General features: G+C 64.5%; 19 protein-coding genes and 1 pseudogene. 15 read left to right on the forward strand and 5 right to left on the reverse strand.

What is annotated here, in order from left to right:
* From APH33_RS15900 to APH33_RS15930, 7 genes and pseudogenes are all read left to right on the forward strand, one after another.
* Positions 1-1785, forward strand: a complete 1785-nt coding sequence (locus tag APH33_RS15900; protein ID WP_054886063.1) for a GMC family oxidoreductase — start codon at positions 1-3, stop codon at positions 1783-1785.
* Between the two features lie 12 nt (positions 1786-1797).
* The gene (locus APH33_RS15905) at positions 1798-3036 is read left to right on the forward strand and encodes a cytochrome c (protein WP_054886064.1); all 1239 of its coding nucleotides are present in this window, start codon (positions 1798-1800) and stop codon (positions 3034-3036) included.
* A 277-nt stretch (positions 3037-3313) separates the two neighbouring features.
* Positions 3314-4336, forward strand: coding sequence for a LacI family DNA-binding transcriptional regulator (locus APH33_RS15910; protein WP_054886065.1), 1023 nt, complete (start codon positions 3314-3316; stop codon positions 4334-4336).
* A 68-nt stretch (positions 4337-4404) separates the two neighbouring features.
* The gene (locus APH33_RS15915; protein ID WP_054886066.1) at positions 4405-5184 is read left to right on the forward strand and encodes a sugar phosphate isomerase/epimerase; all 780 of its coding nucleotides are present in this window, start codon (positions 4405-4407) and stop codon (positions 5182-5184) included.
* Positions 5177-6127, forward strand: a complete 951-nt coding sequence (locus APH33_RS15920; protein ID WP_054886067.1) for a sugar kinase — start codon at positions 5177-5179, stop codon at positions 6125-6127. The genes APH33_RS15915 and APH33_RS15920 overlap by 8 nt, the downstream gene beginning before the upstream one ends.
* Before the next feature lie 63 nt (positions 6128-6190).
* Positions 6191-7475, forward strand: a pseudogene (locus APH33_RS15925) (MFS transporter).
* 17 nt (positions 7476-7492) lie between these two features.
* Complete coding sequence (locus tag APH33_RS15930; RefSeq protein WP_054886069.1) at positions 7493-8458, forward strand: D-glycerate dehydrogenase; 966 nt, start codon at positions 7493-7495, stop codon at positions 8456-8458.
* Positions 8459-8528: 70 nt separating this feature from the next.
* Here APH33_RS15930 and cprA read toward each other — a convergent pair whose 3' ends face one another.
* The gene (gene cprA, locus APH33_RS15935; protein ID WP_054886070.1) at positions 8529-9677 is read right to left on the reverse strand and encodes a cationic peptide resistance protein CprA; all 1149 of its coding nucleotides are present in this window, start codon (positions 9675-9677) and stop codon (positions 8529-8531) included.
* Positions 9678-10152: 475 nt separating this feature from the next.
* On the opposite strand from cprA, the gene APH33_RS15940 reads away from it, so the two are divergent.
* Positions 10153-10479, forward strand: a complete 327-nt coding sequence (locus APH33_RS15940; protein ID WP_054886071.1) for a hypothetical protein — start codon at positions 10153-10155, stop codon at positions 10477-10479.
* 46 nt (positions 10480-10525) lie between these two features.
* Here APH33_RS15940 and APH33_RS15945 read toward each other — a convergent pair whose 3' ends face one another.
* The gene (locus APH33_RS15945; RefSeq protein ID WP_177332406.1) at positions 10526-11713 is read right to left on the reverse strand and encodes an MFS transporter; all 1188 of its coding nucleotides are present in this window, start codon (positions 11711-11713) and stop codon (positions 10526-10528) included.
* Between the two features lie 100 nt (positions 11714-11813).
* Positions 11814-13193, reverse strand: a complete 1380-nt coding sequence (locus APH33_RS15950) for an APC family permease (protein WP_054886072.1) — start codon at positions 13191-13193, stop codon at positions 11814-11816.
* 302 nt (positions 13194-13495) lie between these two features.
* Here APH33_RS15950 and APH33_RS15955 point away from each other — a divergent pair, with 302 nt between their 5' ends.
* Entirely contained in the window at positions 13496-14989 is a 1494-nt protein-coding gene (locus APH33_RS15955; protein WP_054886073.1) for an aldehyde dehydrogenase, read from the forward strand.
* A gap of 116 nt (positions 14990-15105) precedes the next feature.
* Complete coding sequence (locus APH33_RS15960) at positions 15106-15606, forward strand: peroxiredoxin (RefSeq protein ID WP_054886074.1); 501 nt, start codon at positions 15106-15108, stop codon at positions 15604-15606.
* Positions 15607-15746: 140 nt separating this feature from the next.
* On the opposite strand, the gene APH33_RS15965 is transcribed toward APH33_RS15960, so the two are convergent.
* Positions 15747-16670: a LysR family transcriptional regulator gene (locus tag APH33_RS15965; RefSeq protein ID WP_054886075.1), complete on the reverse strand. Its 924-nt coding sequence runs from the start codon at positions 16668-16670 to the stop codon at positions 15747-15749.
* Between the two features lie 104 nt (positions 16671-16774).
* Between APH33_RS15965 and APH33_RS15970 the strand changes: the two genes are divergently transcribed.
* The 5 genes from APH33_RS15970 (at position 16775) to APH33_RS15990 (ending at position 22799) form a co-directional block, all read left to right on the forward strand.
* Positions 16775-17527, forward strand: a complete 753-nt coding sequence (locus APH33_RS15970) for an SDR family NAD(P)-dependent oxidoreductase (protein ID WP_054886076.1) — start codon at positions 16775-16777, stop codon at positions 17525-17527.
* A 143-nt stretch (positions 17528-17670) separates the two neighbouring features.
* Complete coding sequence (locus APH33_RS15975) at positions 17671-18294, forward strand: dTMP kinase (RefSeq protein ID WP_054886077.1); 624 nt, start codon at positions 17671-17673, stop codon at positions 18292-18294.
* 403 nt (positions 18295-18697) lie between these two features.
* The gene (locus APH33_RS15980) at positions 18698-20245 is read left to right on the forward strand and encodes an AMP-binding protein (RefSeq protein WP_054886078.1); all 1548 of its coding nucleotides are present in this window, start codon (positions 18698-18700) and stop codon (positions 20243-20245) included.
* A gap of 15 nt (positions 20246-20260) precedes the next feature.
* Positions 20261-21424 (forward strand): acyl-CoA dehydrogenase family protein, encoded by a 1164-nt coding sequence (locus APH33_RS15985; protein ID WP_054886079.1) that lies wholly within the window; start codon positions 20261-20263, stop codon positions 21422-21424.
* A 64-nt stretch (positions 21425-21488) separates the two neighbouring features.
* Complete coding sequence (locus APH33_RS15990; RefSeq protein WP_054886080.1) at positions 21489-22799, forward strand: MFS transporter; 1311 nt, start codon at positions 21489-21491, stop codon at positions 22797-22799.
* Here the strand turns inward: APH33_RS15990 and APH33_RS15995 are convergent.
* Positions 22784-23746 (reverse strand): LysR family transcriptional regulator, encoded by a 963-nt coding sequence (locus tag APH33_RS15995; protein WP_054886081.1) that lies wholly within the window; start codon positions 23744-23746, stop codon positions 22784-22786. The genes APH33_RS15990 and APH33_RS15995 overlap by 16 nt on opposite strands.
* Positions 23747-23772: the final 26 nt, after the last annotated feature.

Raw genomic sequence — 23772 nt, forward strand, 5'->3', positions numbered from 1 at the left:
ATGGCCAATGCAATGAAGAAGGCAGACGTGGTGATCGTCGGTTTCGGCTGGGCCGGCGCGATCATGGCCAAAGAACTCACTGAAGCCGGGCTGCAAGTGGTGGCGCTGGAGCGCGGGCCGATGCAGGACACCTACCCGGATGGCAGCTACCCCCAGGTGATCGACGAGCTGACCTACAGCGTGCGCAAGAAGCTGTTCGTCGATGTATCGAAAGAGACGGTGACCATCCGCCACAGCGTCAACGATGTCGCGCTGCCCAACCGCCAGCTTGGCGCCTTCCTGCCGGGCAAGGGCGTCGGTGGCGCGGGCCTGCACTGGTCAGGCGTGCACTTTCGGGTCGACCCGATGGAGTTGCGCATGCGCAGCCATTACGAGGAACGCTACGGCAAGCGCTTCATTCCCGAAGACATGACCATCCAGGACTTCGGCGTCAGCTACGAAGAACTCGAGCCGCACTTCGATTTCGCCGAGAAGGTGTTCGGCACCTCGGGCCAGGCCTGGACCGTCAATGGCAAGCTGGTGGGCGAAGGGAAGGGCGGCAACCCCTACGCGCCTGACCGTTCCAGCCCGTTCCCACTGCCGGCGCAGAAGAACGTGGTATCGGCCAAGCTGTTCGAACAGGCCGCCGCCAGCCTCGGCTACAGGCCCTACAACCTGCCGTCGGCCAACACCTCCGGGCCGTACACCAACCCGTACGGCGCGCAGATGGGGCCGTGCAACTTCTGCGGGTTCTGCAGCGGCTACGTCTGCTACATGTACTCCAAGGCTTCGCCGAACGTGAACATCCTGCCGGCCCTGCGCCAGGTGCCGAATTTCGAGTTGCGCGCCAACGCCCATGTGCTGCGGGTGAACCTCGACGACAGCAAGCGCAAGGCCACCGGCGTGACCTACATCGACGCCCAGGGCCGCGAAGTGGAGCAGCCAGCGGACATCGTCATCCTCGCCGCCTTCCAGTTCAACAACGTGCGCCTGATGCTGCTGTCCGGCATCGGCAAGCCTTACGACCCGATCAAGAACGAAGGCGTGGTCGGGCGCAACTTCGCCTACCAGAACATGGGCACGGTCAAGGCGTTCTTCGACAAGGACACCTACACCAACAACTTCATCGGTGCCGGCGGCAACGGCGTGGCCATCGACGACTTCAACGCCGACAACTTCGACCATGGCCCGCATGGTTTCGTCGGCGGCTCGCCGATGTGGGTGAACCAGGCCGGCACCCGGCCGATAGCCGGAGGCGGCACGCCACCGGGCACCCCGGCCTGGGGCAGCGCCTGGAAAAAGGCCACGGCCGACTACTACACCCACCAGGTGTCGATGGACGCCCACGGTGCGCACCAGTCGTACCGCGGCAACTACCTCGACCTCGACCCCACCTACCGCGACGCCTACGGCCAGCCGCTGCTGCGCATGACCTTCGACTGGCAGGAAAACGACATCAGGATGAACCAGTTCATGGTCGACAAGCTGAGCAAGATCGCCCAGGCGATGAACCCCAAGTCGATCGCCGTGCTTGGCAAGAAGGTCAAGGAACACTTCAACACCGCCAGCTACCAGACCACCCACCTCAACGGCGGCGCGATCATGGGCAACGACCCGAAGACTAGCGCGCTGAACCGCTACCTGCAGAGCTGGGACGTGCACAACGTGTTCGTCCCCGGTGCTTCGGCATTCCCTCAGGGCCTGGGCTACAACCCCACTGGCCTGGTGGCGGCGCTGACCTATTGGTCGGCCCGGGCGATCCGCGAGCAGTACCTGAAGAACCCCGGCCCGCTGGTCCAGGCTTGAGGAGCGATGAACATGAAGAACCTGTTGATCGCCACCCTGCTGCTGGGCGCTACCACGGCCACCCAGGCCGACGAGGCCCTGGTGAGGCAAGGGGAATATCTGGCCCGCGCCGGTGACTGCGTGGCCTGCCACACCGCCAAGGGCGGCAAGCCCTTTGCCGGCGGGCTGCCGATGGAAACCCCGATCGGCACGGTGTACTCCACCAACATCACCCCGGACGCCAGCGGCATCGGCCAGTACAGCTTCGCCGACTTCGACCGGGCCGTGCGTCAAGGCATTGCCAAGGACGGCAGTACCTTGTACCCGGCGATGCCGTACCCGTCCTATGCGCGGGTCAGCGACGACGACATGCAGGCGCTGTATGCGTACTTCATGCAAGGCGTCGAACCGGTGGCGCAGCCCAACAAACCGACCGATATACCGTGGCCGCTGAGCATGCGCTGGCCGCTGTCGATCTGGCGCGGGCTGTTCGCCCCCGAGGTCAAGGCCTGGCAGGCGCCGGCGGGTGCGGACCCGGTGGTCAGCCGTGGCGCCTACCTGGTCGAAGGCCTGGGCCACTGTGGCGCCTGCCACACCCCGCGCGCCCTGACAATGCAGGAGGAGGCCCTGAGTCCTGCGGATGGCGAGCAGTTCCTGGCCGGCAGTGCGCCGCTGGAGGGCTGGATCGCCAAGAACCTGCGGGGCGACCACAAGGACGGCCTGGGCAACTGGAGCGAGGCGCAGCTGGTGCAGTTCCTCAAGACTGGCCGCAGTGACCGCAGCGCAGTGTTCGGTGGCATGAGCGATGTGGTCGAGCACAGCATGCAGCACCTGAGCGATGCCGACCTGACCGCCATCGCCCGGTACCTGAAGACCTTGCCGCCAGGCGATCCGAACGACACGCCGCACGTGTATGACAAGCAGGTGGCCGAGGCCTTGTGGCAGGGCGATGACAGCAAGCCGGGGGCGTCGGTGTACATCGACAACTGCGCAGCGTGCCACCGCACCGATGGCCATGGCTACAGCCGGGTGTTCCCGGCGCTGGCCGGCAACCCGGTCGTGCAGACGGCCGATGCCACCTCGCTGATCCATGTGGTGCTGGCGGGCGCGACCGTGCCGGCCACGCAGACGGCGCCGTCGAACTTCAGCATGCCGCCATTCGGCTGGCGCCTGAGTGACCAGGAAGTGGCGGATGTGGTCAATTTCATTCGCAGCAGCTGGGGTAACCAGGGCAGCCCAGTCAGCGCCGCTGATGTGAAACCTCTCCGCTGAGCCCAGCAGAAAACCACCGTGGGAGCGGGCTTGCCCGCGAACACCGGCGAAGCCGGTGCCATACACCGATTTGCCTGCTTCGCGGGCAAGCCCGCTCCCACAAGTGTTTCCTATTTAATATTTATAAAGATCAATAAGTTAAGAACCATACCTGTTGCTTTACCTTATTCTCCTTGTGACACTCCCCTAAAAAGGCAGGTTGACGAACGCGCAAGGTTTTGCTGTATTGAAACCGGTTTCATTCGCTGTCACCGACAACAATCACAAGGGACCCGCAATGACCGATTCACCCTCCAGTCCCCGCGAGCGGGTGACTATCAGCGAAGTGGCACGTGTGGCCGGGGTTTCCAAGGCCACGGTCTCGCGCTACATCGGCGGCGATCGCCAGCTGCTGGCTGAGGCTACCGCCAAGCGCCTGGAACAGGTCATCGAGCGCCTGGGCTACCGGCCCAACCAGATGGCCCGCGGCCTCAAGCGTGGCCAGACGCGTCTGATCGGCATGCTCGTGGCCGATATCCTCAATCCCTATTCAGTGGCCGTGATGCATGGCGTGGAAACCGCCTGCCGCCAGCACGGTTACAGCCTGGTGGTGTGCAACACCAACCGTGACGACGAGCAGGAGCGCCACCACCTGACGGCCCTGCAGTCGTACAACGTCGAAGGGCTGATCGTGAACACCCTCGGCCGCCACCCCGGCGAACTGCTCAACCTGCAGCGCGACATCCCCATGGTGCTGGTCGACCGGCAACTCCCGGAGCTGAAGGTCGACCTGGTCGGCCTGGACAACGCCGATGCCGTCGAACAGGCCCTGGACCACCTGCAGGCCCAAGGCTACCGCGACATTCTCGCGGTCACCGAACCGCTCGATGGCACCAGCTCGCGCCTGGAGCGGGTGCAAGCCTTCACCGCGTCGATCAGCAACCGCAACGGCATGCGCCAGCAGCTGCTGGAGGTCGATACCGGCCTGCCGGCCAAGCTCGGTGCCTTCCTGGCCAGCAAGGGCCACGGCCCGCAGGCGATCTTCACCTTCAACGGCGTGGCCACCTTGGCGGTTACCCGGGTGTTGCACGATTCAGGCTGCAAGCTGTTCAGCGACGTGGGCCTGATTGCCCTCGACGAACTGGACTGGTACCCGCTGGTCGGCAGCGGCATCACTGCCCTGGCCCAGCCTACCGAGCGCATTGGCGTGGCCGCGTTCGAGTGCCTGCTCGAGCGCCTGCGCGGCAGTGGCGATGCGCCGCGACGCATCGATTTCAAGGCGCAGCTGATCACCCGAGGTTCCACTCAAGCACAGGGATAACTGCGGGCAGCCAGGCTGCCCGCAGGGCTGCAATCAAAAATGAAACCGGTTTCATAAGGACAACAACAATGCATGAGAACCCCGTTTCCATCAGCCTCTCGAGCTACGGCGCCAGCCTTGTGCGGCAGCGTGGCCAGATGGGCTTCATCGAACTGCTGGCGGCTGCTGGCGTCACTCGCATCGAACTGCGCGAAGAGTTGTTCGACGAGGCTCCCGACACGGCCGCGCTTGCGGCAGCGATCGCTGCCTCGGGCCTTGAGTGCCTGTACTCCTCGCCGCTGGAGCTGTGGACGGCGCAAGGCGAGCCAGCCCCGCAGCTGCCGGCGAAGCTGGCGCTGGCCAAGGCCCTGGGCGCCGTGGCGCTGAAGGTCTCGCTTGGGCATTACCATGAGCAATGCGATGTCGCTGCCTTGCAGGCGCTGCTGCGCGAGGGTAACCCTGTATTACTGGTGGAAAATGACCAGACCGCACAAGGCGGGCGCATCGAGCCGCTGCTGCGGTTCTTCCAGCACGCACAAGGTTGGGCCTTGCCGCTGGGCATGACCTTCGACATCGGCAACTGGCAATGGCAGGGCGAGTCCGCGCTGCAGGCCGCTCGCCAGCTCGGCCGCTGGGTACGCTACGTGCACTGCAAGGCGGTGCTGCAAGGCGCAGATGGCCGCTTGCACGCCGTACCGCCAAAGGCGGCCGACCTGTTGGCCTGGGAGGCGCTGTTCGATGAATTCAGCCCCGGGCTGGTGCGTGCGGTCGAATACCCGCTGGTTGGCGATGACCTGTTGGCGTTGACCCGCGCCCAGGTGCACAACCTGGCCAGGCTGGGGCTGGGCGAGGAGGTGAGCCATGCTTGAACATGACGTGCTGTGTTTCGGTGAAACCATGGCCATGTTCGTTGCCGAACAGACCGGCGACCTGGCCAGTGTGGGCCGCTTTGGCAAGCGCATTGCCGGCGCCGACAGCAACGTGGCCATCGGTCTGGCCCGGCTGGGCTTTCGCGTGCGCTGGCTGAGCCGCGTGGGCGATGACTCGCTGGGGCGCTTCGTGCTGGCCAGCCTGCGCCAGGAAGGCCTGGATTGCAGCCGCGTCGAAGTCGATGGCAGCCGCCCGACGGGCTTTCAGCTGAAAAGCCGCTGCGATGATGGCAGCGACCCGGTTGTAGAGTACTTTCGCAGCGACTCCGCCGCCAGCCGCCTCTCCACTGCGCTGCTCGACCCGACATTGCTGCAGGCCCGCCACCTGCATGCCACCGGCATTCCGCCCGCGCTGTCGGCCAGTTGCCGGGCACTGTCCCATGCTCTGGTCGAGGGCATGCGCGAGGCCGGGCGCAGCGTGTCCTTCGACCCGAACCTGCGCCCGTCACTGTGGCCTGAACGCACGACCATGATCCGTGAGATCAACGCCCTGGCCGTGAAGGCCCACTGGGTGCTGCCGGGCCTGGAAGAAGGCCGTTTGCTGACCGGCCGGCAGACACCCGCCGACATCGCTGCCTTCTACCTCGACCAGGGGGTGGAGCACGTGGTGATCAAGCTTGGCGATGCGGGTGCCTATTACCGCACTGGCCATGGCGCAGGGCAGGTTGCCCCGGTGCCGGTGGCCAAGGTGGTGGACACCGTGGGCGCCGGCGATGCCTTTGCCGTCGGCGTGGTCAGCGCGCTGCTCGAAGGCCGCCCGCTGGCCGACGCGGTGGCGCGCGGCAACTGGTGCGGCAGCCGCGCCGTGCAATCACGTGGCGACATGGAAGGCCTGCCACACCGCCACCAATTGCAAGCGCACGAACTGCGCAGAAGTGCCTGAACCGCTGAACGCCGGCATGCCGGCCCTGTTGCGACAAAAACAACAAGCTCAGGAGAACGTTTCATGCAATCGACTCGCCTCTCACCACGCCGCTGGTGGTACATCATCCCGATCGTCTTCATCACCTACAGCCTGGCCTACCTGGACCGCGCCAACTACGGCTTCGCCGCGGCCTCGGGCATGGCCGACGACCTGAAAATCACCCCCGTGCTGTCTTCGCTGCTGGGTGCGCTGTTCTTCCTGGGGTACTTCTTCTTCCAGGTGCCCGGCGCGATCTACGCCGAAAAGCGCAGCGTGAAGAAACTGATCTTCGTCAGCCTGATCCTCTGGGGCGGCCTGGCCACGCTGACCGGGATGATCAGCAACGTCTACCTGCTGATTGCCATCCGCTTCCTGCTCGGTGTGGTGGAAGCGGCGGTGATGCCGGCCATGCTGGTGTACCTGTGCCACTGGTTCACCCGCGCCGAACGATCGCGGGCCAACACCTTCCTGATGCTGGGTAACCCGGTGACCATCTTGTGGATGTCGGTGGTCTCGGGCTACCTGATCAAGCACTTCGACTGGCGCTGGATGTTCATCATCGAAGGCCTGCCGGCGGTGCTCTGGGCCTTTATCTGGTGGCGCCTGGTGGATGACCGGCCGGCCCAGGTGACGTGGCTGAGCGAGCGGGAAAAGGCCAGCCTGGAGCAGGCCCTGGCGGCCGAACAGCAAGGCATCAAGCCGGTGAAGAACTACCGCGAAGCATTCCGCTCGCCGCAGGTGATCGTGCTGTCGTTGCAGTACTTCTGCTGGAGCATCGGTGTATATGGCTTCGTGCTGTGGCTGCCATCGATACTCAAGCAGGCAGCCAATGTCGATATCGTCGAGGCCGGCTGGTTGGCCTCGGTGCCGTACATGGCGGCGGTGCTGGCCATGGTCGGGGTGTCATGGGCCTCGGACCGCCTGCAGAAGCGCAAGCGTTTCGTCTGGCCACCGCTGTTGATCGCTGCCGTGGCGTTCTATGGCTCCTACGCGCTGGGCACCGAGCATTTCTGGCTGTCCTACGCGCTGCTGGTGCTTGCCGGTGCCTGCATGTACGCACCCTATGGCCCGTTCTTCGCCATCGTGCCGGAGATTCTGCCGAGCAACGTGGCCGGCGGGGCCATGGCGCTGATCAACAGCATGGGCGCGCTGGGTTCGTTTGCTGGCTCTTGGCTGGTTGGCTACCTGAACGGCGCCACTGGCGGCCCGGGTGCCTCTTACCTGTTCATGTCGGGGGCACTGCTGACGGCCGTGGCGCTGACCGCGGTATTGAAAACCTCACAGACCTCGGGCCGGGCCAAGCGCGGCGGCCCACGCCTGGCCATGAGCCAATAGGAAGCTGCAATGAAAAAACGCATCGTCTTGTACAAGCACCTGTCCGACGCCTTGCTGGCAAAGCTTGAGGAACAGGTAGACGTCACCTGGGTGGACACGCGCGCTGCGGACGGGCTGGCACGCCTTCGTGATGCGCTACCCGGGGCGCATGGCCTGCTGGGCGCCAGCTTGCGCCTGGACACTGAACTGCTCGACCTGGCACCGCAACTGGAGGTGATTGCCAGCGTGTCGGTGGGCGTCGACAACTATGACATCGCGGACCTGACACGGCGCGGGGTAATGCTGACCAATACCCCGGACGTGCTCACCGAAACCACCGCCGATACCGGCTTCGCACTGCTCCTGGCCACCGCGCGGCGGGTGGTGGAGCTGGCCGGTTGGGTGCGTGCGGGGAAATGGCAGGCCAGCCTGGGGCCGGCGCACTTCGGCACCGATGTGCACGGCAAGACCCTGGGGATCGTCGGCATGGGGCGCATTGGTGAAGCATTGGCCCGGCGTGGCGCGGCCGGCTTCGGCATGCGTGTGCTGTACCACAGCTCGCGGGCCAAGCCAGAAGTGGAGGCACGCCATGGGGCGCGTTATCGCAGCCTGGATGGGTTGCTGACCGAGTCGGACTATGTGTGCCTGACGGTGCCGCTCAGTGCCACGACCGAGGGCCTGATCGGCGCCCGCGAGCTGGGGTTGATGAAGCCCGAGGCGATACTGGTGAACATTGCCCGCGGGCGGGTGGTGGATGAGACCGCCTTGATCGAAGCGCTGCAACAGAAGCGGATTGGCGGGGCAGGGCTGGACGTATTCGTGCGCGAGCCGTTGGCTGCCGATTCGCCGCTGCTGCAGCTCGACAATGTGGTGGGGACGCCACATATCGGTTCAGCGACCCATGAGACGCGGGAGGCCATGGCGCGCTGTGCGGTGGACAACCTGCTGAGTGCCTTGGCAGGCCAGCGTCCGCCGAACCTTGTCAACGTGCAGTAACGCCTAAACCGGTGGGCGCGGGCATGCCCGCCCCCCCACCGGTGGGCCGGGTCATGCTTGGCAGGGTGGCTTACTTGAAATCCCACTGCATCTGGGTGGCGATGCTCACACCACTGGACGATTTCACGCACACATCCAGGTAATCGGTGAACCGCGGTGGCACGGCGATGCCTTCTTCAAGCAAACGGCTGTTGTCGAACAGGTAGTTGAGGTCGGCGAAGCCGCTGTACAGGCGCAGGGCGCGCAATACCAGGCGTGGGTTGGCCGGGCCGATGCGCGCTTCGAAGTCCTGCGCCAGGCTCTTCAGGTCATCGACATCGACCTTGCGGTAACGTTCGCCCACGGGTGCCGCGCCATTGGCCTGGGCAAAGGCCTGGTCAATCTCGGCAAAGGTGCAAGCGGCCTGATGGCCGGCGGAGATGTGGTACAGGTTGTGCTCCAGGCGTGGCTTGAGGGTCAGGCCGATCAGCGCCTCGGCGCAGTAGTCCACCGGGATCACATCGATCTGTTCGTCCAGCTCGCAGGTGAAACTCTCCAGGGCAAAGCCCATGCGGAACACCCAGAAGATGCTCGCCGAGGCCTGGCAGCCCAGGGTGCGGTGGCCCACCACGATGGACGGGCGCGCCACCACCAGCGGCAGTTGCGGCAGTTGTTCGCTCATGCGTCGTTCGATTTCGGCCTTCGAGGCGGTGTAGTCGACCAACTGCTGCTCGGCAGCCGGGAACTCCCAGGACTCGCTGATCGGCGATTCGCGTTGCGGCCCGCAGCTCATCGCCGTGCCCACGTGCAGGAAGCGCTTGAGGCGCGTCGAGCGGCTCATCACTTCGGCGAAGGCGTAGGTGCCTTCGACATTGACCGGCCAGATGTTCGGGTTCTTCGAGAACGAGGCCACCGCCGCGCAGTTGATCACCCGATCGATTTGCATCAGCCGGGGTGTGGCGTCTGTCAGCCAACGGGTATCGAGGAAGTCGCCGCACAGGATCTGGTCGGCGCGCAGGGCCAGGCAGTCACGCTCGGCAACGCCATGCTGGCGCAGGTTGTCGCGCAGGCGTTCGAGGCCTTGCTCACAGCTGTCGGCGCGCACCAGGAAACACAGGTTGGCGCTACGGCCGTTGGCAATCAGTTGGGCCGTTACCGAACCGCCAAGAAACCCGGTGGCGCCGGTCAGCAGTATATGTTCGTGAAGGTCGAAGTTAATGTGTGGGGCAGGCGCGTTCATAAACTTCCTCTGAAAAGTTTATTGGCTGTTATCGAGGTTTTAGCTCGTGCCTGGAGCGCGCAGGGACTGGCGTTCAGCTCGGAGCGGAGGCGATTGTCAGGCGGTTTGACAGCGGGGGCAATTAACGAAATGCAGGTTTCATATGAAACAAAAGTTAATGAAAAGTTGGGGCGCCGTTAATTAGAAGATGCGCCATGCAAAGATGACACAGGCTGTGTTATCAAGCAGTGAGATGAATGTGAAAAATACCTTCGCTGCATGGACCTAAACAGGACTGAAAAAGACCAGCCGCGAGCACAGCTCGCGACGCCGCAGGCGATCCATTGACCGCTGCAAAAATTTTTTTTTCACAGCGGTGCCACTTTTTCGATATCACGACACTCCCACCCTTACGTGTTATCTCTTTCGGATGACGGGAGTGCCAGACAAAATGCCGCTGACGTTTACGCCACAACAGCAGTTGAGGAGTTGCGCGATGCAGCTGATGTGCCCGCGCGCGGGCGAACTGTTTGCGCGCATGAATGAAGCCTTGTCGCAAAGCCCGGAGGCCTGTGAGCGCGAGGAGCTCTCGGAGACGCTATTGGCGCGCATCGAGGATATGGTCGCCGACAAACCCCAGGCAACGGCGTTCTTTGCCTATCAGCTGCATGCCTGGAGTAACGAAGGCTACCTGCCGCCGCACTGCGTCACGGCGTTGTACATGGTGGGCAAGGCATTGCACGGCAGTGCGGCGCAGGAAGTCGAACTGGCGCCGTCGACCAGGGTCTCGCTGGAACGTTTGCTGGCTATTACCCAGCGTTGATCCCGGCCCCGTCGCGGCAAGCCTGCGAAGAGGCCGGTAAAGGGGCTCAGTGCCCGCCCTTCATGCGGCGTGCCACCAGGTAGATCAGCAACCCCGCCAAGGCGGTTGCAGCACCGATGTAACCGGTGCTGGTCCAGCCCAGGCCAGCGCTGATGGCCATGCCGCCGAGCCAGGGGCCCAGGGCGTTGGCCAGGTTGAAGGCGGCATGGTTGGAAGCGGCCGCCAGGCTTGGCGCTTCATGGGCGATGTCCATCAGGCGGATCTGCAGCGGCGCGGCCAGGGCGATCATGGTGCCGACCAGGCCGATCCCCAACAGCACCGACCACAGCGCCTGGGCGGCGAAGCTGAAGAACAGCAGCACCGCCGCCGACCACACCAGCACGATGCCCACGGCGCGGAACTGCAGGCGGTCGAACAGCTTGCCGCCGGCAATGTTGCCGATGATGCCGCCAGCGCCGAACGCGGCCAGGCCGAAGGGGATCCATTCCGGCGCCACCTGGGTAACCTGCAGCATGGTCGGCGCCAGGTAGCTGAATACGCAGAACATGCCGGCAAAGCCGATCGCGGCAATGCCCAAGGCCATCCATACCTGCGGCAGGGTAAAGGCTTGCAGTTCCTTGCGCGGGTCGCTGCGGGGCTCATCGTCGGGCTGCGGCACGTATCGCCAGACCAGGGCGATGGTGCACAGGGCAATGGTACCGACCAGGATGAACGCCGAACGCCAGCCGAACAACTGGCCGAGGAAGGTTGCCATCGGGTTGCCCAGCAGCATCGCCAGGGTCAGGCCCATCATCACCCGCGCCACGGCGCCGGCGCGCTGGTTGCTCGGCACCATGCTCGACGCCACCACGGCGGCGATGCCGAAGTAGGCGCCATGGGGAAGGCCGCTGATGAAGCGGAAGGCCACCATGCTGGTGAACGACGGGGCAAAGGCGGTGGCCAGGTTGCCGATGGCATACAGCGCCATGAGCCACAGCAGCATGTGCTTGCGCAGCAGCTTGGCACCGAGGATGGCCAGGGTCGGGGCGCCGACCACCACACCCAGCGCGTAGGCGCTGATGGCATGGCCAACTTGCGGCTCGCTCAGTTGCAAGTTGCTGGCGATATCGGGCATCAGGCCCATGATGGCGAATTCGCCAGTGCCGATGGCGAAGCTGCCCAGCGCCATGGCAGCTTCCATCTTGCCGACCTTGCCCTTGGTCGTGGCGAGCGGCGGTAATTCCTGAACAGACATTGCGGTCCCTTATGAAACATGCTGAAACGTTTAATGAGGGATCATACCATTCGAGGGGGCAGGGGGGGTGGACGACAGCTTTGCAGCGCCTGGCACCCGCTCAATCGGCCATCTGCAATTCCGGCAACTTCACCCGAAATGCCTTGGTCAACCCGAGCAGGCAAAGGAACCCCACGCCCATCCAGCTCAAGCCAATGGTGAAGGACATGCTCGACAGGCTGGTCCACAGCCAGATCGTGCCAAGGAAGCCGAGCGCCGGGATCGCCCCGTACAGCAGGCAGTTGCGCATCCCTCGCAACTGCTGGTCCACCAGGTAGTGCTTGACCACCGCCAGGTTCACCGCCGAAAAGGCGAACAGGGCGCCGAAGCTGATCATGTTGGCCACGGTATCCAAGGTGATGAACAGCGCCACCAGCGACAGCAGGCTGACCAGCATGATTGCCGTCGCCGGCACGCGTTTCCTGGTCACCAGCTGGCCAAACATCCGCGGCAGCGCGCCATCACGGCCCATGGCGAACAGCACCCGCGATACGCTGGCCTGGGACACCATCGCCGAGGCGAAGCAGCCGGCCACATAGGTCGCGGTGAAGGCCGTCACCAGGTATTCGCCGCCGACCCGACGCATCACGTCTACCGACGCCGAATCCGGGTCGGCGAAGCTGGCCCAGTCTGGGAACACCATCTGCGCGAAGTACGACACCACCAGGAACAGCAGGCCACCGATCAACGACACCGCCATGATCGCCTGCGGGATGCGCCGGGTCGGGTTGCTGGTTTCCTCGGCCATGGTCGACACCGCATCGAAGCCGAGGAACGACAGGCACAGCACCGCCGCGCCGGTCATGATCAGTGGCACGCTGAAACCTTCATGATGGAACGGCGCCAGCAGCGACACCGGCGCGGCCTGGCTGTCCATGTGGCGAATCGACAGCGCGACGAACACCACGATGAACACCAGCTGAGCCACCACCAGGACCCAGTTGACCCGGGTGATCGACTCGATGCCGATCAGGTTGAGGAAGGTCACCAGAGCGATCGACCCGGCCACCCATACCCAGGCATGGATGGCCGGGAAGTACTCGGACATGTAGATGCCGATCAACAGGTAGCTGAGCAGCGGCAGGAAGATGTAGTCGAGCAGCAAGGTCCAGCCGGCGATAAAGCCGAAGTGGCTGCCGAACGCCTTGCGTGTGTAGGTGTAGACGGAACCGGAATAGGGATGGGCCTGGACCATGCGGCCGTAACTGTAGGCCGTCAGCAGCATGGCGGCGAGGGTGAGGATGTAGGCGATGGGCAGGTGACCCTTGGTCATCTGGGTGACCAGGCCATAGGTGGTGAAGACGGCAAGCGGGACCATGTAGGCGAGGCCGAACAGGACCAGCGCGGTCATGCCCATGGACTTTCTGAAGCGGCCTGAAGGTTTGCTGGCTGACGCAGGCTGAGGGTGATGGGGCTGGGCTGTAGTTGTTGTTGTATGCATGGCTGACTCCTGAAATGGGATGCAGGAAGCTGCAGTAGGCGAGCGGGCTCGCTACTGGCGAGGGAGTTGGGGTGGGGCTGGGATGGCGCGGCTCGAATGCTCCCACACTCGATGAGGCCTCGAAATCACCCTTTGGGGGGAGCATTGCGTGCTGGTCGCGTAAACCCTGGCGCCCGTCGCTGGCGAGTATTTTCCTCTGCAAGGGGCAACAAAAAGCTGGTTTCGCCGGGCCTGTGGCTGGGCCAAGAATGTTCGCCAGACCCATAACAATCGGACCGCACGGACGGTCGTCAGGAGTGTGTATGTACGATCTCGGATACTGGCAACAGCGCGCGGCAGGGCTTAGCTTGCCAGACAAGGCCTCGATCGGCGGCCGCCAGCTGGGGGCCGCCAGCGGTGCAACGTTCGACGCCATCAACCCTGCGACCCGCCAGCTGCTAGCCCGTGTCGCTGCCTGTGACCAGGCCGACGTCGACCTTGCCGTCAGTACGGCGCGCAAGGCGTTCGAGCAAGGGCCTTGGCCGCGCATGGCGCCCGTCGAGCGCAAGAAGGTACTGCTGCGCCTGGCCGAGCTGATCATGGCCCATCGCGAAGAACTGGCGCTGCTGGACTCGCTGAACATGGGCAAACCTGTCATGGATGCCTACAACATCGACGTGCCCGGTTCGGCCCATGTCTTCGCCTGGTATGGCGAGGCGCTCGACAAGCTCTACGACCAGGTCGCACCGACCGCCGCCAATGCCCTGGCCACCATCACCCGCGAAGCGCTGGGTGTGGTAGCCGCGGTGGTGCCGTGGAACTTCCCGCTCGACATGGCCGCCTGGAAACTCGCCCCGGCGCTGGCAGCCGGCAACAGTGTGGTGCTCAAGCCCGCCGAGCAATCGCCGTTTTCGGCCTTGCGCCTGGCCCAGCTGGCGCTGGAGGCCGGCCTGCCGGAAGGCGTGCTCAACGTGGTCCCGGGCCTTGGCGAAACGGCTGGGCGTGCACTGGGCCTGCACCCGGACGTCGATTGCCTGGTGTTCACCGGGTCTACCCAGGTCGGCAAGTACTTCATGCAGTACTCGGCCCAATCCAACCTCAAGCAGGTGTGGCTGGAGTGTGGCGGCAAGAGCCCGAACCTGGTGTTCGCCGACTGTCAGGACCTGGACCTAGCGGCGGAGAAGGCTGCCTTTGGCATCTTTTTCAACCAGGGCGAGGTGTGCTCGGCCAACTCGCGGTTGTATGTGCAGCGCTCGATCCATGACGCGTTCATCGAACGCCTGCAGGCCAAGGCCCGTCAGTGGCAGCCAGGCAACCCGCTGGATCCGGCCAGCCGTGCGGGTGCCATTGTCGACGCCGAGCAGACCACGCGCATTGCCCGGGCCATCGGCCAGGCCCATGAGGAAGGTGCGCGGCTGGTCTGTGGCGGGCAACGTCTGAGCATCGGGACCTCGGACAACTTTATCGAGCCGACCATCTTCGCCGGTGTCGACAAGCGCATGAGCCTGGCCCGGGACGAGGTGTTTGGCCCGGTGCTGGCGGTCAGTGCGTTCGATACCGAGGACGAGGCGATTGGCCTGGCCAACGACAGCCTCTACGGCCTGGCGGCGTCGGTGTGGAGCGACGACCTGAATCGCGCGCACCGGGTTGCGCGTGCGCTCAAGGCCGGTACGGTGTCGGTGAACACCGTCGATGCGCTGGATGTGACCGTGCCGTTTGGCGGTGGCAAGCAGTCCGGGTTCGGCCGCGACCTGTCGCTGCATTCGTTCGACAAGTACTCGCAGCTGAAGACCACCTGGTATCAGTTGCGCGGCTGAGTGACAGGTTGCCAAGGAGCATCCCGAGCTGGCGCTGCTCCAACCACTCATGTACCTGGCCTGATAGATTGCTGCATGATAGCCAGCTCGGCCATCCACTTACCCAGGAGTCAGCGATGATCAAGCCAGGCGAGCAACTGCCAGACATTACCCTTTACGAATACAACAACACCGAGGGCGCCTGCCCGATCGGCCCGAATGCGTTCCCGGTGCGTGAGCGCTGCAAGCAGAAGAAGGTGGTGATCTTCGGTTTGCCCGGCGCCTTCACGCCCACCTGTTCCGAGCGCCACGTCCCCGGTTACGTCGCCGCGGCGCCGGAGCTGTTCGCGGCCGGCGTTGACGAGATTCTCTGTGTTTCGGTGAATGACGCCTTCGTCATGAACGCCTGGGGCAACAGCCTGCAGGTAGGCGACGCGGTGAAGATGATCGGCGACGGCAATGGCGAGTTCAGCGAGGCGCTGGGGTTGATCCAGGACCTCTCGGCCCGCGGCCTGGGGCGGCGTTCGCAGCGCTATGCCATGTTGGTTGACGATGGCGTGGTCAAGCACATTGCGGTGGAGGCGCCGGGCAAGTTCGAGGTCAGCGACGCGGCGAGCCTGCTGGCCGTGGTGCGCTGATGGTGGATGGAAAACAACCACCTGAAATCCTGGCCGGCGACACACGCATTCCGCGCGCTTGAGCCCAAACAGAAAGAGCCGCGATCGTGGCTTTTTTTGCTGGAAAGAAGTGACGCACAGTACAGCTGAACGTCTCGACGCTACCCGGACGGCTGCAATTGCCACAGCGGGTTCGACAACCGCTCGATAAAGAACTCGGCCACGGCCTGGACCTTGCGTGGCCGGGTGCGCGCGGACGGGGTCACGAAGTACAGCCCTCCCTGGGTCATCCGCCATTCGGGCAGAAGGTGCACAAGGCGGCCGTCGGCCAGGTACTCGGCGGCGATGAATTCCGGTAGCTCGGCAATCGCCATGCCTGCCAGCAGGGGAGCGATCAGGGCATCCGCATTGGTCACCCGCAGCGGCCCATGGGGCCTCACGTCCTGCTCGCTGCCGTTGCCGTGGTTGAAGCGCCACACCTGGCTACGGGCGCGATAGGCGTAGCTCATGCAGGCATGGCCAGCCAGTTCGCGCGGGTGCGTGGGCTGACCGTGGCGTGCAAGGTACGACGGCGCGGCCACCAGGTACTGGCTGACCGGACAGATACGCCGCGCCACCAGCGAAGAGTCGGGCAGGGCGGCGATGCGCAAGGCGGCATCGAAGCCATCAGCGACCAGGTCGACGGTTGAATCGGACAGGTGCAGGTCGATTTCGAGTTCAGGGTAGTGTGCCAGCAGTTCGGGCAGCAGCGGCGCAACCCAACGCAAGCCGAAGGACATCGGCACTGCCAGGCGCACCAGCCCGCGTGGCTGCAACGACAGATCCTGGGCCGCGCTTTCCATTTCTTCAGCCTGGCGATACAGCGCGCTGGCTTGCTCGACCATGCGCTGGCCGAATTCCGTCAGTGAGAGCTGGCGCGAGGTGCGGTTGAACAGGCGCGCACCCAGCCGCTCTTCGAGGCGCGCCACGGCACGCGATACGGTGGGTACCGAAACGCCCATGGCGCGTGAGGCGCCGGCGTATGAGCCTTCTTCGGCCACTTTGGCGAACATCGCCAGGCCTTCGAAATCCGGAATTCTTGGCATTTCATTTCTGCAATGATGGCTTTCAAATGATTCTATTTTGAAAAGGCCTACTAGTCGATACGCTTCTCCCTACAGCTACTCACCATCTCAACGGGAGAAACACCATGAGCAAGAAACTCGAAGGCAAGATCGCACTGGTCACCGGCGGCACCACCGGCATCGGCCTGGCCACGGCAAAACGCTTTGCAGAGGAGGGTGCCCATGTCTACATCACCGGGCGTCGCCAGGCTGAGCTGGACAAGGCTGTGGCGCAGGTTGGCAATGCCACCGGTATTGCGGTCGACTCCACCCGGCTGGAGCAACTGGACGAACTCTACGCCCGCATCGCTCAGGAAAAGGGGCGCCTGGATGTGCTGTTCGCCAACGCTGGCGGTGGTTCCATGCTGCCTTTGGGTGACATTACCGAAGCCCACTATGACGATACCTTTGACCGTAACGTGAAGGGTGTGCTGTTCACCGTGCAGAATGCGTTGCCGCTGCTGGCGCAGAACGCGTCGATCATCCTGACCGGCTCCACGGCCGGCAGCTCCGGCACGGCGGCATTCAGCGTGTATTCGGCTTCCAAGGCGGCCGTTCGGGCCTTTGCCCGTAGCTGGATCCTTGACCTGAAGGATCGCGCCGTTCGGGTCAACACCCTCAGCCCGGGCGCAACGCGTACGCCAGGGTTGGTCGACCTCGCCGGGCCGGATGCCGCGCAACAGCAGGGTCTGCTCGATTACCTTGCAGCACAGGTGCCGCTGGGCCGCGTAGGGGAACCGGTCGAAATCGCCAATGCTGCGGTGTTCCTGGCCAGCGATGATGCCAGCTTCGTCAACGGCGCCGAGCTGTTCGTGGACGGTGGCCAGGCGCAGATCTGAGCCTTATCAAGGCGAAACACGGGCGGAGTACATCTGTACTCCTGCCCGATAACCGCCATCAGGCCGACAAACGAGACCGCGGCCAGCTTTCAGTGCATCATGTCCATCTGCTTATCCAGACCCGCTCCCCATCGTACCGAAGAATGAAACGTCCGCTATTTGTTGCGCTAGATGGCCCGAAGGGCACCGGCAAGACCACACTGCTGGAGGCCATCACCCAAGCCCTGCGGGCAGACAAGCGCAAGGTGGTGCGCCTTTGCGAGAAGAAAAGCGACCCCTTCCGGGGTGAAACCATGGCGCTGGTCAACCAGCTGGCGAGAAACCCCAGCAAGGATCTGGAGCTGGAGGTCTGTGCACGCCTGGCCGACAGCCGTGCATGGATTACCCAGCACGTGCTGCCCAGGCAACCTGCGGACAGCATCATCCTGATCGATCGCTGGTACCCCTCCGATGCCGCGTTTCGCCGCACAGTCCCGTTTACCGAGATTCTGCACATGAACCGGACGCGCAATGTGCAGGTGCCAGACCTGCATGTCGGGGTTGTCACCTCACCCGATACGTCGTGGGCGAGGGCGGCGGCACGCACCCGTGGGCTGGGCAGCACGGTGATCCACAAGCTCGATGAACAGGTCGCCTGTACCCATGCGTTCGAGCAGGTGGTGGCGGAGCATGGCTGGATGCTGTGCCGTAACGAAGGCACGATAGCCCAGGCGACCAGCCAGGTGGTTGCCGAAATCCAGCGCGTGCTTGGCATGCGGCGTTCTTGAGATTGTTTCCTCGTTGCACAAAAGTCGTGCCTGGCGCCGCGCCTGCCTGAGGCTTGGAACAGCAATTGCTGTAGCTCGGTGAAACACCACAAAGTGGGTGATACGGCAATGGTCCTCGAAGCCCGCTGCTGCCTGTTCCCGGTCGCCATCTTCATGCCTCTGCGCCACGGCACGCGCCGCCCTGGCTTGGGTGTGCAGTACCCATTGTCGGGGCAATGTGCGTTGGCTAGCCCCGGCGGGCAAGGCGGTACAGGGGCCATAGCCAGCACATCAGGCAGCGCGAGCCGGCAGGAGCTTTACGCCAGCTAATATCGATATGGCCGGCATCTGAATCCTGTATTAGGCCTGGCTGTGCACGGCTGTTTAGCATCGTCGATGTCTTCCTGTCGACGAGAACAACAACGTGAACCTTGGAAAGATCATCACCCGCAGTGCCCACTACTGGCCGGACCACATCGCCGTGGCCGACAGTCAGAACCGTGTGACCTACGCCCAGCTGGAACGCCGCAGCAACCGCCTGGCCTCAGGGCTGGCTACGTTGGGCGTGAGCGTGGGCGAGCATGTGGCGATCCTCGCCGCCAACCGCGTGGAGCTGGTCGAGGCGGAAGTCGCGCTGTACAAGGCGGCGATGGTCAAGGTGCCGATCAATGCGCGGCTGTCAGTGGATGAAGTGGTTCGGGTACTGGAAGATTCCTCCAGCGTCGCAGTGATCACCGATGCCCGCTTTGCCGCGGCCTTGGCAACGCGGCGCGCGGAGTTGCCGCTGCTGCGCCAGCTGATCGTGCTGGAGGGTGAGGGCGGCGACCTGTGCTATGGCGCGCTGCTTGAGCGCGGCAGTGAAGCACCGCTGCATCTGGACCCGTCCGACGATGCCCTGGCCGTGCTGCACTACACCTCCGGCAGTTCGGGGGTGCTCAAGGCCGCCATGCTGTCGTTCGGCAACCGCAAGGCGCTGGTGCGCAAAAGCATTGCCAGCCCCACGCGGCGCTCCGGGCCGGGGGACGTCATGGCCCACGTCGGGCCGATCACCCATGCCAGCGGCATGCAGATCATGCCGCTGCTGGCGGTGGGTGCCTGCAACCTGTTGCTGGACCGCTACGACGATCGCCTGTTGCTCGAGACCATCCAGCGTGAACGGGTGACGCGGCTGTTCCTGGTCCCGGCGATGATCAACCGGCTGGTCAATTACCCGGGCGTCGAGCGCTTCGACCTGTCCAGCCTGAAGCTGGTCATGTACGGCGCCGCACCCATGGCGCCGTCGTTGGTGAAAAAAGCCATCGAACTGTTCGGGCCGATCCTCGCCCAAGGCTATGGCGCGGGCGAAACATGCTCGCTGGTGACCGTGCTGACCGAGCAGGACCATTTGGTCGAGGATGGCGACTACCAGCGCCTGGCCTCCTGCGGGCGTTGCTATTTCGAGACCGACCTGCGGGTGGTCAACGAGGCATTCGAGGATGTGCTGCCTGGCGAGGTCGGTGAAATCGTGGTCAAGGGGCCGGACGTCATGCAGGGCTACTGGCGCGCGCCGGAGCTCACCGCCGAAGTCATGCGTGACGGCTACTACCTCACCGGCGACCTGGCGACGGTCGATGCCCAGGGCTACGTGTTCATCGTCGACCGCAAGAAGGAAATGATCATTTCCGGTGGCTTCAACGTGTACCCCAGCGAAGTCGAGCAGGTGATCCATGGCTTCCCCGAAGTGTTCGAGGTGGCGGTGGTCGGCGTGCCCGACGCACAGTGGGGCGAAGCGGTGCGTGCGGTGGTGGTGCTCAAGCCGGGGGCGCAGCTGGAGGCCGCCGAACTCATCGAACGGTGCGGGCGTGCGCTGGCCGGTTTCAAGAAGCCGCGCGGCGTCGATTTTGTCAGCGAACTGCCAAAAAACCCCAATGGCAAGGTGGTGCGCCGCCTGGTCCGGGAGACCTACTGGCAACACAGCGAACGTCGTATCTGACCAGGGAGCATCAACATGTATCAACCAAGTGCAAAGGCTGCGCAGATCATTGAAGCGATCGAGGGTTTCGTTCGCGACCAGGTTCGCCCGCTGGAAAGCCAGGCGCAGCTGAGCTGGGCGCGCCCGCATCCGCAGGCGGTGCTGCAGGAGGTGTGGAAGCGCTCCAGCGAGCAAGGCTTGTACACCATCATGCTGCCGGAAAGCATGGGCGGGGCCGGCCTCAACGTGGCCGACCTGTGCGCGGTCAAGGAGGCAACGGTGCTCACCGGCTCCATGCTCGCGCCGCATGTACTGGGTGAGCTGTCCGGGCCGCCGCGGGTCGGCCATCTGTTCAAGGTGGCAAGCCCCTATCAGGTCGAGACCTTTCTGAAACCGGTGTGCCGTGCCGAAAAAGCCGTGTGCTTTGCACTGACCGAAGCCGAGGCCGGCTCGGACGCGACCGCCATTGCCACGCAGGCCCGCCGCGACGGTGACCACTATGTATTGAGCGGCAGCAAACGGTACATCTCCGGCGCCACTTACGCCGACCTCGCGGTGTTGCTGGCAGTGACCGGGCCGGGGCAGGGCGCGCAAGGGATTTCGGCGTTCTTCGTCGACCTCAAGGCCCCGGGGGTGCGAATCGAAAGTGACTATGCGGTGATGTCCGGTGGCGGTGCCCACGCGGACATCGTGCTCGATCAGGTGCGGGTGCCGGCGGCCAACCTGATCGGTGAACCGGGGCAGGGCTTCAAGCTGGCGATGGGGCGCATAACCCTCAACCGCCTGCTGCATTGCCCGACACTGCTGGGCATGGCCGGGCTGGCCCTGAACCTGTCGATCGAGCATGCGCGCAGCCGCAAGCAGTTTGGGCAACCGATCGCCATGTTCCAGGCGGTCAACCACATGATCGCCGACATGGCCACCGAGCTGCACGCAGCGCGCAGCATGGTGTACGCCACGGCACAGGTGAATGATGCCGGCGGCGATATCCGCACCCAGGCGCCGATGTGCAAGCTGTTCGTGTCCGAGGCCGCCTTCCGCATCGCCGACAAGGCGGTGCAGGTGCATGGCGGCGCCGGCTTGATGCAGGGCCACCCGGTGGAATGGATTTTCCGTGCCACGCGGATGATGCGTATCCTCACCGGCACCAGCGAGATCCAGCGCAACACCATCGCCAAAGGCGTGCTGATGCCTGCCTGACCCATGGGCCGCCGCTGCGGCGGCCCTTTTGGCAATCACCAGAACAATAACAAGAGTACTCCCCATGACTGCGCATTCTTCCCTGCCCAACCCCCGAACTGCCTGGCTGGTGGCCGCGCTGCTGGCGCTGCTGATGCTGGTCAACTTTCTCGACAAAGTGGTGATCGGCCTGGTGGCGGTGCCGATGAGCGCCGAGCTGGGCCTCACGGCCACCGAGTTCGGCCTGATCGGCGGCGCCCTGCATTGGTTCTTTGCCCTCTCCGCCGTGGTCGGTGGCTTCATGGCCAACCGCCGCCCCAGCCGCACTTTGCTGCTGGGCATGGGCCTGTTCTGGGCGCTGATCCAGTTACCGATGCTGTTCGCCACCTCACTGTGGGCCATCGTCGCCTGCCGCGTACTGCTGGGTATCGGTGAGGGGCCGGCCTCGCCGGTCGCCACCCATGCGCTGTACAAGTGGTTCCCCAACGACCGGCGCAACCTGCCGGTGGCGCTGCTGCACGCTGGCAGTGCCATGGGGCTGCTGGTCGCCGGGGCGATGATCCCCTGGGTCAGCCTGCACTACGGCTGGCGGACCAACTTCATCATCCTTGCGCTGATCGGCCTGGTCTGGTGCCTGCTGTGGTGGCGGCTCGGTCAGGAAGGTACCCTCGAACGCCTGCGCGCCAGCCAGCACCAGGCCGAAGCAGCAACAGTCCCTTATCGCAGACTGTTGAGCGACCCCAGTGTGTTGGGCAATTACCTGTGCCACTTCGCCGCCAACTGGTCGTTGGCCCTGACCCTGACCTGGGTGCCCAGTTACCTGCAGGTGGGCCTGGGCATCGACCCGCTGCAGACCGGGCGCATCTTCGTCATGTTCGTGGTCGTGACCACGCCGCTGAGCCTGCTGCTGGCCTGGTTGTCCCAGCGCCTCATGCGTCGTGGCCACCCTTCGCGGGTGGCACGCGGCGTGTTCGTTTCGGTGTGCCTGATACTCGGCGGGCTGTTGTCGGCTTCGCTGATACTGCCCGGGCTGAGCACGGCGGTACGGGTTGCGGCGCTGACCTTCAGTGGCGGGCTGGCCTTGGTCATGTATTCGGTTGGCCCGGCGATGCTTGCCGAGTTCACCCCGCCAGCCCAGCGCGGTGGCATTCTCGCCATGGGCAACGGCATCGCCTCGCTGGCCGGGTTGGCTGCGCCGGTGGTGACCGGTTTGCTGGTGCAGGGCGCGGGGGCCGCACATCCGGCGGGCTATGCCCAAGGCTTCGTGGTATGCGGCGCAGTGTTGCTGGTGGCCGGGTTGGTCGGCCTGGCGACCCTGAACCCCCAGCGCACCCTGTTGCGCTTGCGTGAGGCGGATGCCGTTGGCAGCCGGGCGCGTGCTCAGACCGCCAGCTGAACACCCAGCACCGACTCGAGCGGCTCGGCCCCCCTGCCGATCAGTTCGCCCCGCCAACGGCCGCTGTTGACCAGATCGATGAGCACGCTGCGGACCAGGTCGCGCAGGCAGCCGGCGGCGAACGACAGCGGCTTGTGCCGTGAGTGCGCCAAGGCGATGGTACGGCTGATGCGCGGCTCGACGATACGCCGTGCTGCCGTGGGTTCGAGCAGCTCGCTCAGTGGCGGCCAGTTGCTGATGGTCGCCGCCAGGCCGGCGCGCACCAGGCTGGCGATACCAGGGGCCGATTGCTGTTCGTAGGCTGCGCTCAGTGGCACGCCGGCTTCCATGGCGGCTTGCTCGATGCGCCGGCGCAAGTGCAGTGCCCGCGGCGGCAGCACCAGCCGGGTAGCGGTGGCTTCAGCCAGGGTGATGGTGTCGGGGGCGCCCGGCGCTGATGCACCCACCCAGTACAGCGCCTCGGTGAAGATCGGCTCGGCCTCGACATGGTCGAGCTCCTCGGCGTTGGGCACCACGCCGAAGTCTACCTTGCCCAGTTCGATGGCTTGGCCGCCTTCGCGGCTGAGGCCGTCCCACACCGTCAGGGATACCCCCGGGAAGCGCTGTTCGGCACGCCTGACGATTTCCGGCAGCAGCAGGTCGGCGGCAGTGGCCGGGATGGAAATGGCAACCTGGCCCTTGGGGTCGCCGCGGCTGGATTTCAGCTCGTCCTTCACCGAATCGAGCTTTTGCACCACCTGCCGGGCAACTTCGTAGAGCTGCCGCCCGGCATCGGTCAGGGCAATGCCGTCGTGCTGGCGGTCGAGCAGCTGCATTTCCAGTTCACTTTCAAGCAGGCTGATCTGCCGGCTCAGCGCCGGCTGGGCGATGTAGGCCCGGCGCGAGGCCGACGAGAAGCTGCCAGCTTCGACAATGGCGATCAGGTAGCGGAGCTGTTTCAAGGTCATTGCAGCGGTTCCAAGGTATGCCGAAC

Source organism: Pseudomonas sp. NBRC 111130 (genome assembly GCF_001320485.1).
Lineage (GTDB): Bacteria > Pseudomonadota > Gammaproteobacteria > Pseudomonadales > Pseudomonadaceae > Aquipseudomonas > Aquipseudomonas vlassakiae.

Coding starts and splice junctions, on each gene's coding strand:
- APH33_RS15900 (WP_054886063.1), top strand. CDS start 1: ATGGCCAATGCAATGAAGAAGGCAGACGTGGTGATCGTCGGTTTCGGC.
- APH33_RS15905 (WP_054886064.1), top strand. CDS start 1,798: ATGAAGAACCTGTTGATCGCCACCCTGCTGCTGGGCGCTACCACGGCC.
- APH33_RS15910 (WP_054886065.1), top strand. CDS start 3,314: ATGACCGATTCACCCTCCAGTCCCCGCGAGCGGGTGACTATCAGCGAA.
- APH33_RS15915 (WP_054886066.1), top strand. CDS start 4,405: ATGCATGAGAACCCCGTTTCCATCAGCCTCTCGAGCTACGGCGCCAGC.
- APH33_RS15920 (WP_054886067.1), top strand. CDS start 5,177: ATGCTTGAACATGACGTGCTGTGTTTCGGTGAAACCATGGCCATGTTC.
- APH33_RS15930 (WP_054886069.1), top strand. CDS start 7,493: ATGAAAAAACGCATCGTCTTGTACAAGCACCTGTCCGACGCCTTGCTG.
- cprA (WP_054886070.1), bottom strand. CDS start 9,677: ATGAACGCGCCTGCCCCACACATTAACTTCGACCTTCACGAACATATA.
- APH33_RS15940 (WP_054886071.1), top strand. CDS start 10,153: ATGCAGCTGATGTGCCCGCGCGCGGGCGAACTGTTTGCGCGCATGAAT.
- APH33_RS15945 (WP_177332406.1), bottom strand. CDS start 11,713: ATGTCTGTTCAGGAATTACCGCCGCTCGCCACGACCAAGGGCAAGGTC.
- APH33_RS15950 (WP_054886072.1), bottom strand. CDS start 13,193: ATGCATACAACAACAACTACAGCCCAGCCCCATCACCCTCAGCCTGCG.
- APH33_RS15955 (WP_054886073.1), top strand. CDS start 13,496: ATGTACGATCTCGGATACTGGCAACAGCGCGCGGCAGGGCTTAGCTTG.
- APH33_RS15960 (WP_054886074.1), top strand. CDS start 15,106: ATGATCAAGCCAGGCGAGCAACTGCCAGACATTACCCTTTACGAATAC.
- APH33_RS15965 (WP_054886075.1), bottom strand. CDS start 16,670: ATGCCAAGAATTCCGGATTTCGAAGGCCTGGCGATGTTCGCCAAAGTG.
- APH33_RS15970 (WP_054886076.1), top strand. CDS start 16,775: ATGAGCAAGAAACTCGAAGGCAAGATCGCACTGGTCACCGGCGGCACC.
- APH33_RS15975 (WP_054886077.1), top strand. CDS start 17,671: ATGAAACGTCCGCTATTTGTTGCGCTAGATGGCCCGAAGGGCACCGGC.
- APH33_RS15985 (WP_054886079.1), top strand. CDS start 20,261: ATGTATCAACCAAGTGCAAAGGCTGCGCAGATCATTGAAGCGATCGAG.
- APH33_RS15990 (WP_054886080.1), top strand. CDS start 21,489: ATGACTGCGCATTCTTCCCTGCCCAACCCCCGAACTGCCTGGCTGGTG.
- APH33_RS15995 (WP_054886081.1), bottom strand. CDS start 23,746: ATGACCTTGAAACAGCTCCGCTACCTGATCGCCATTGTCGAAGCTGGC.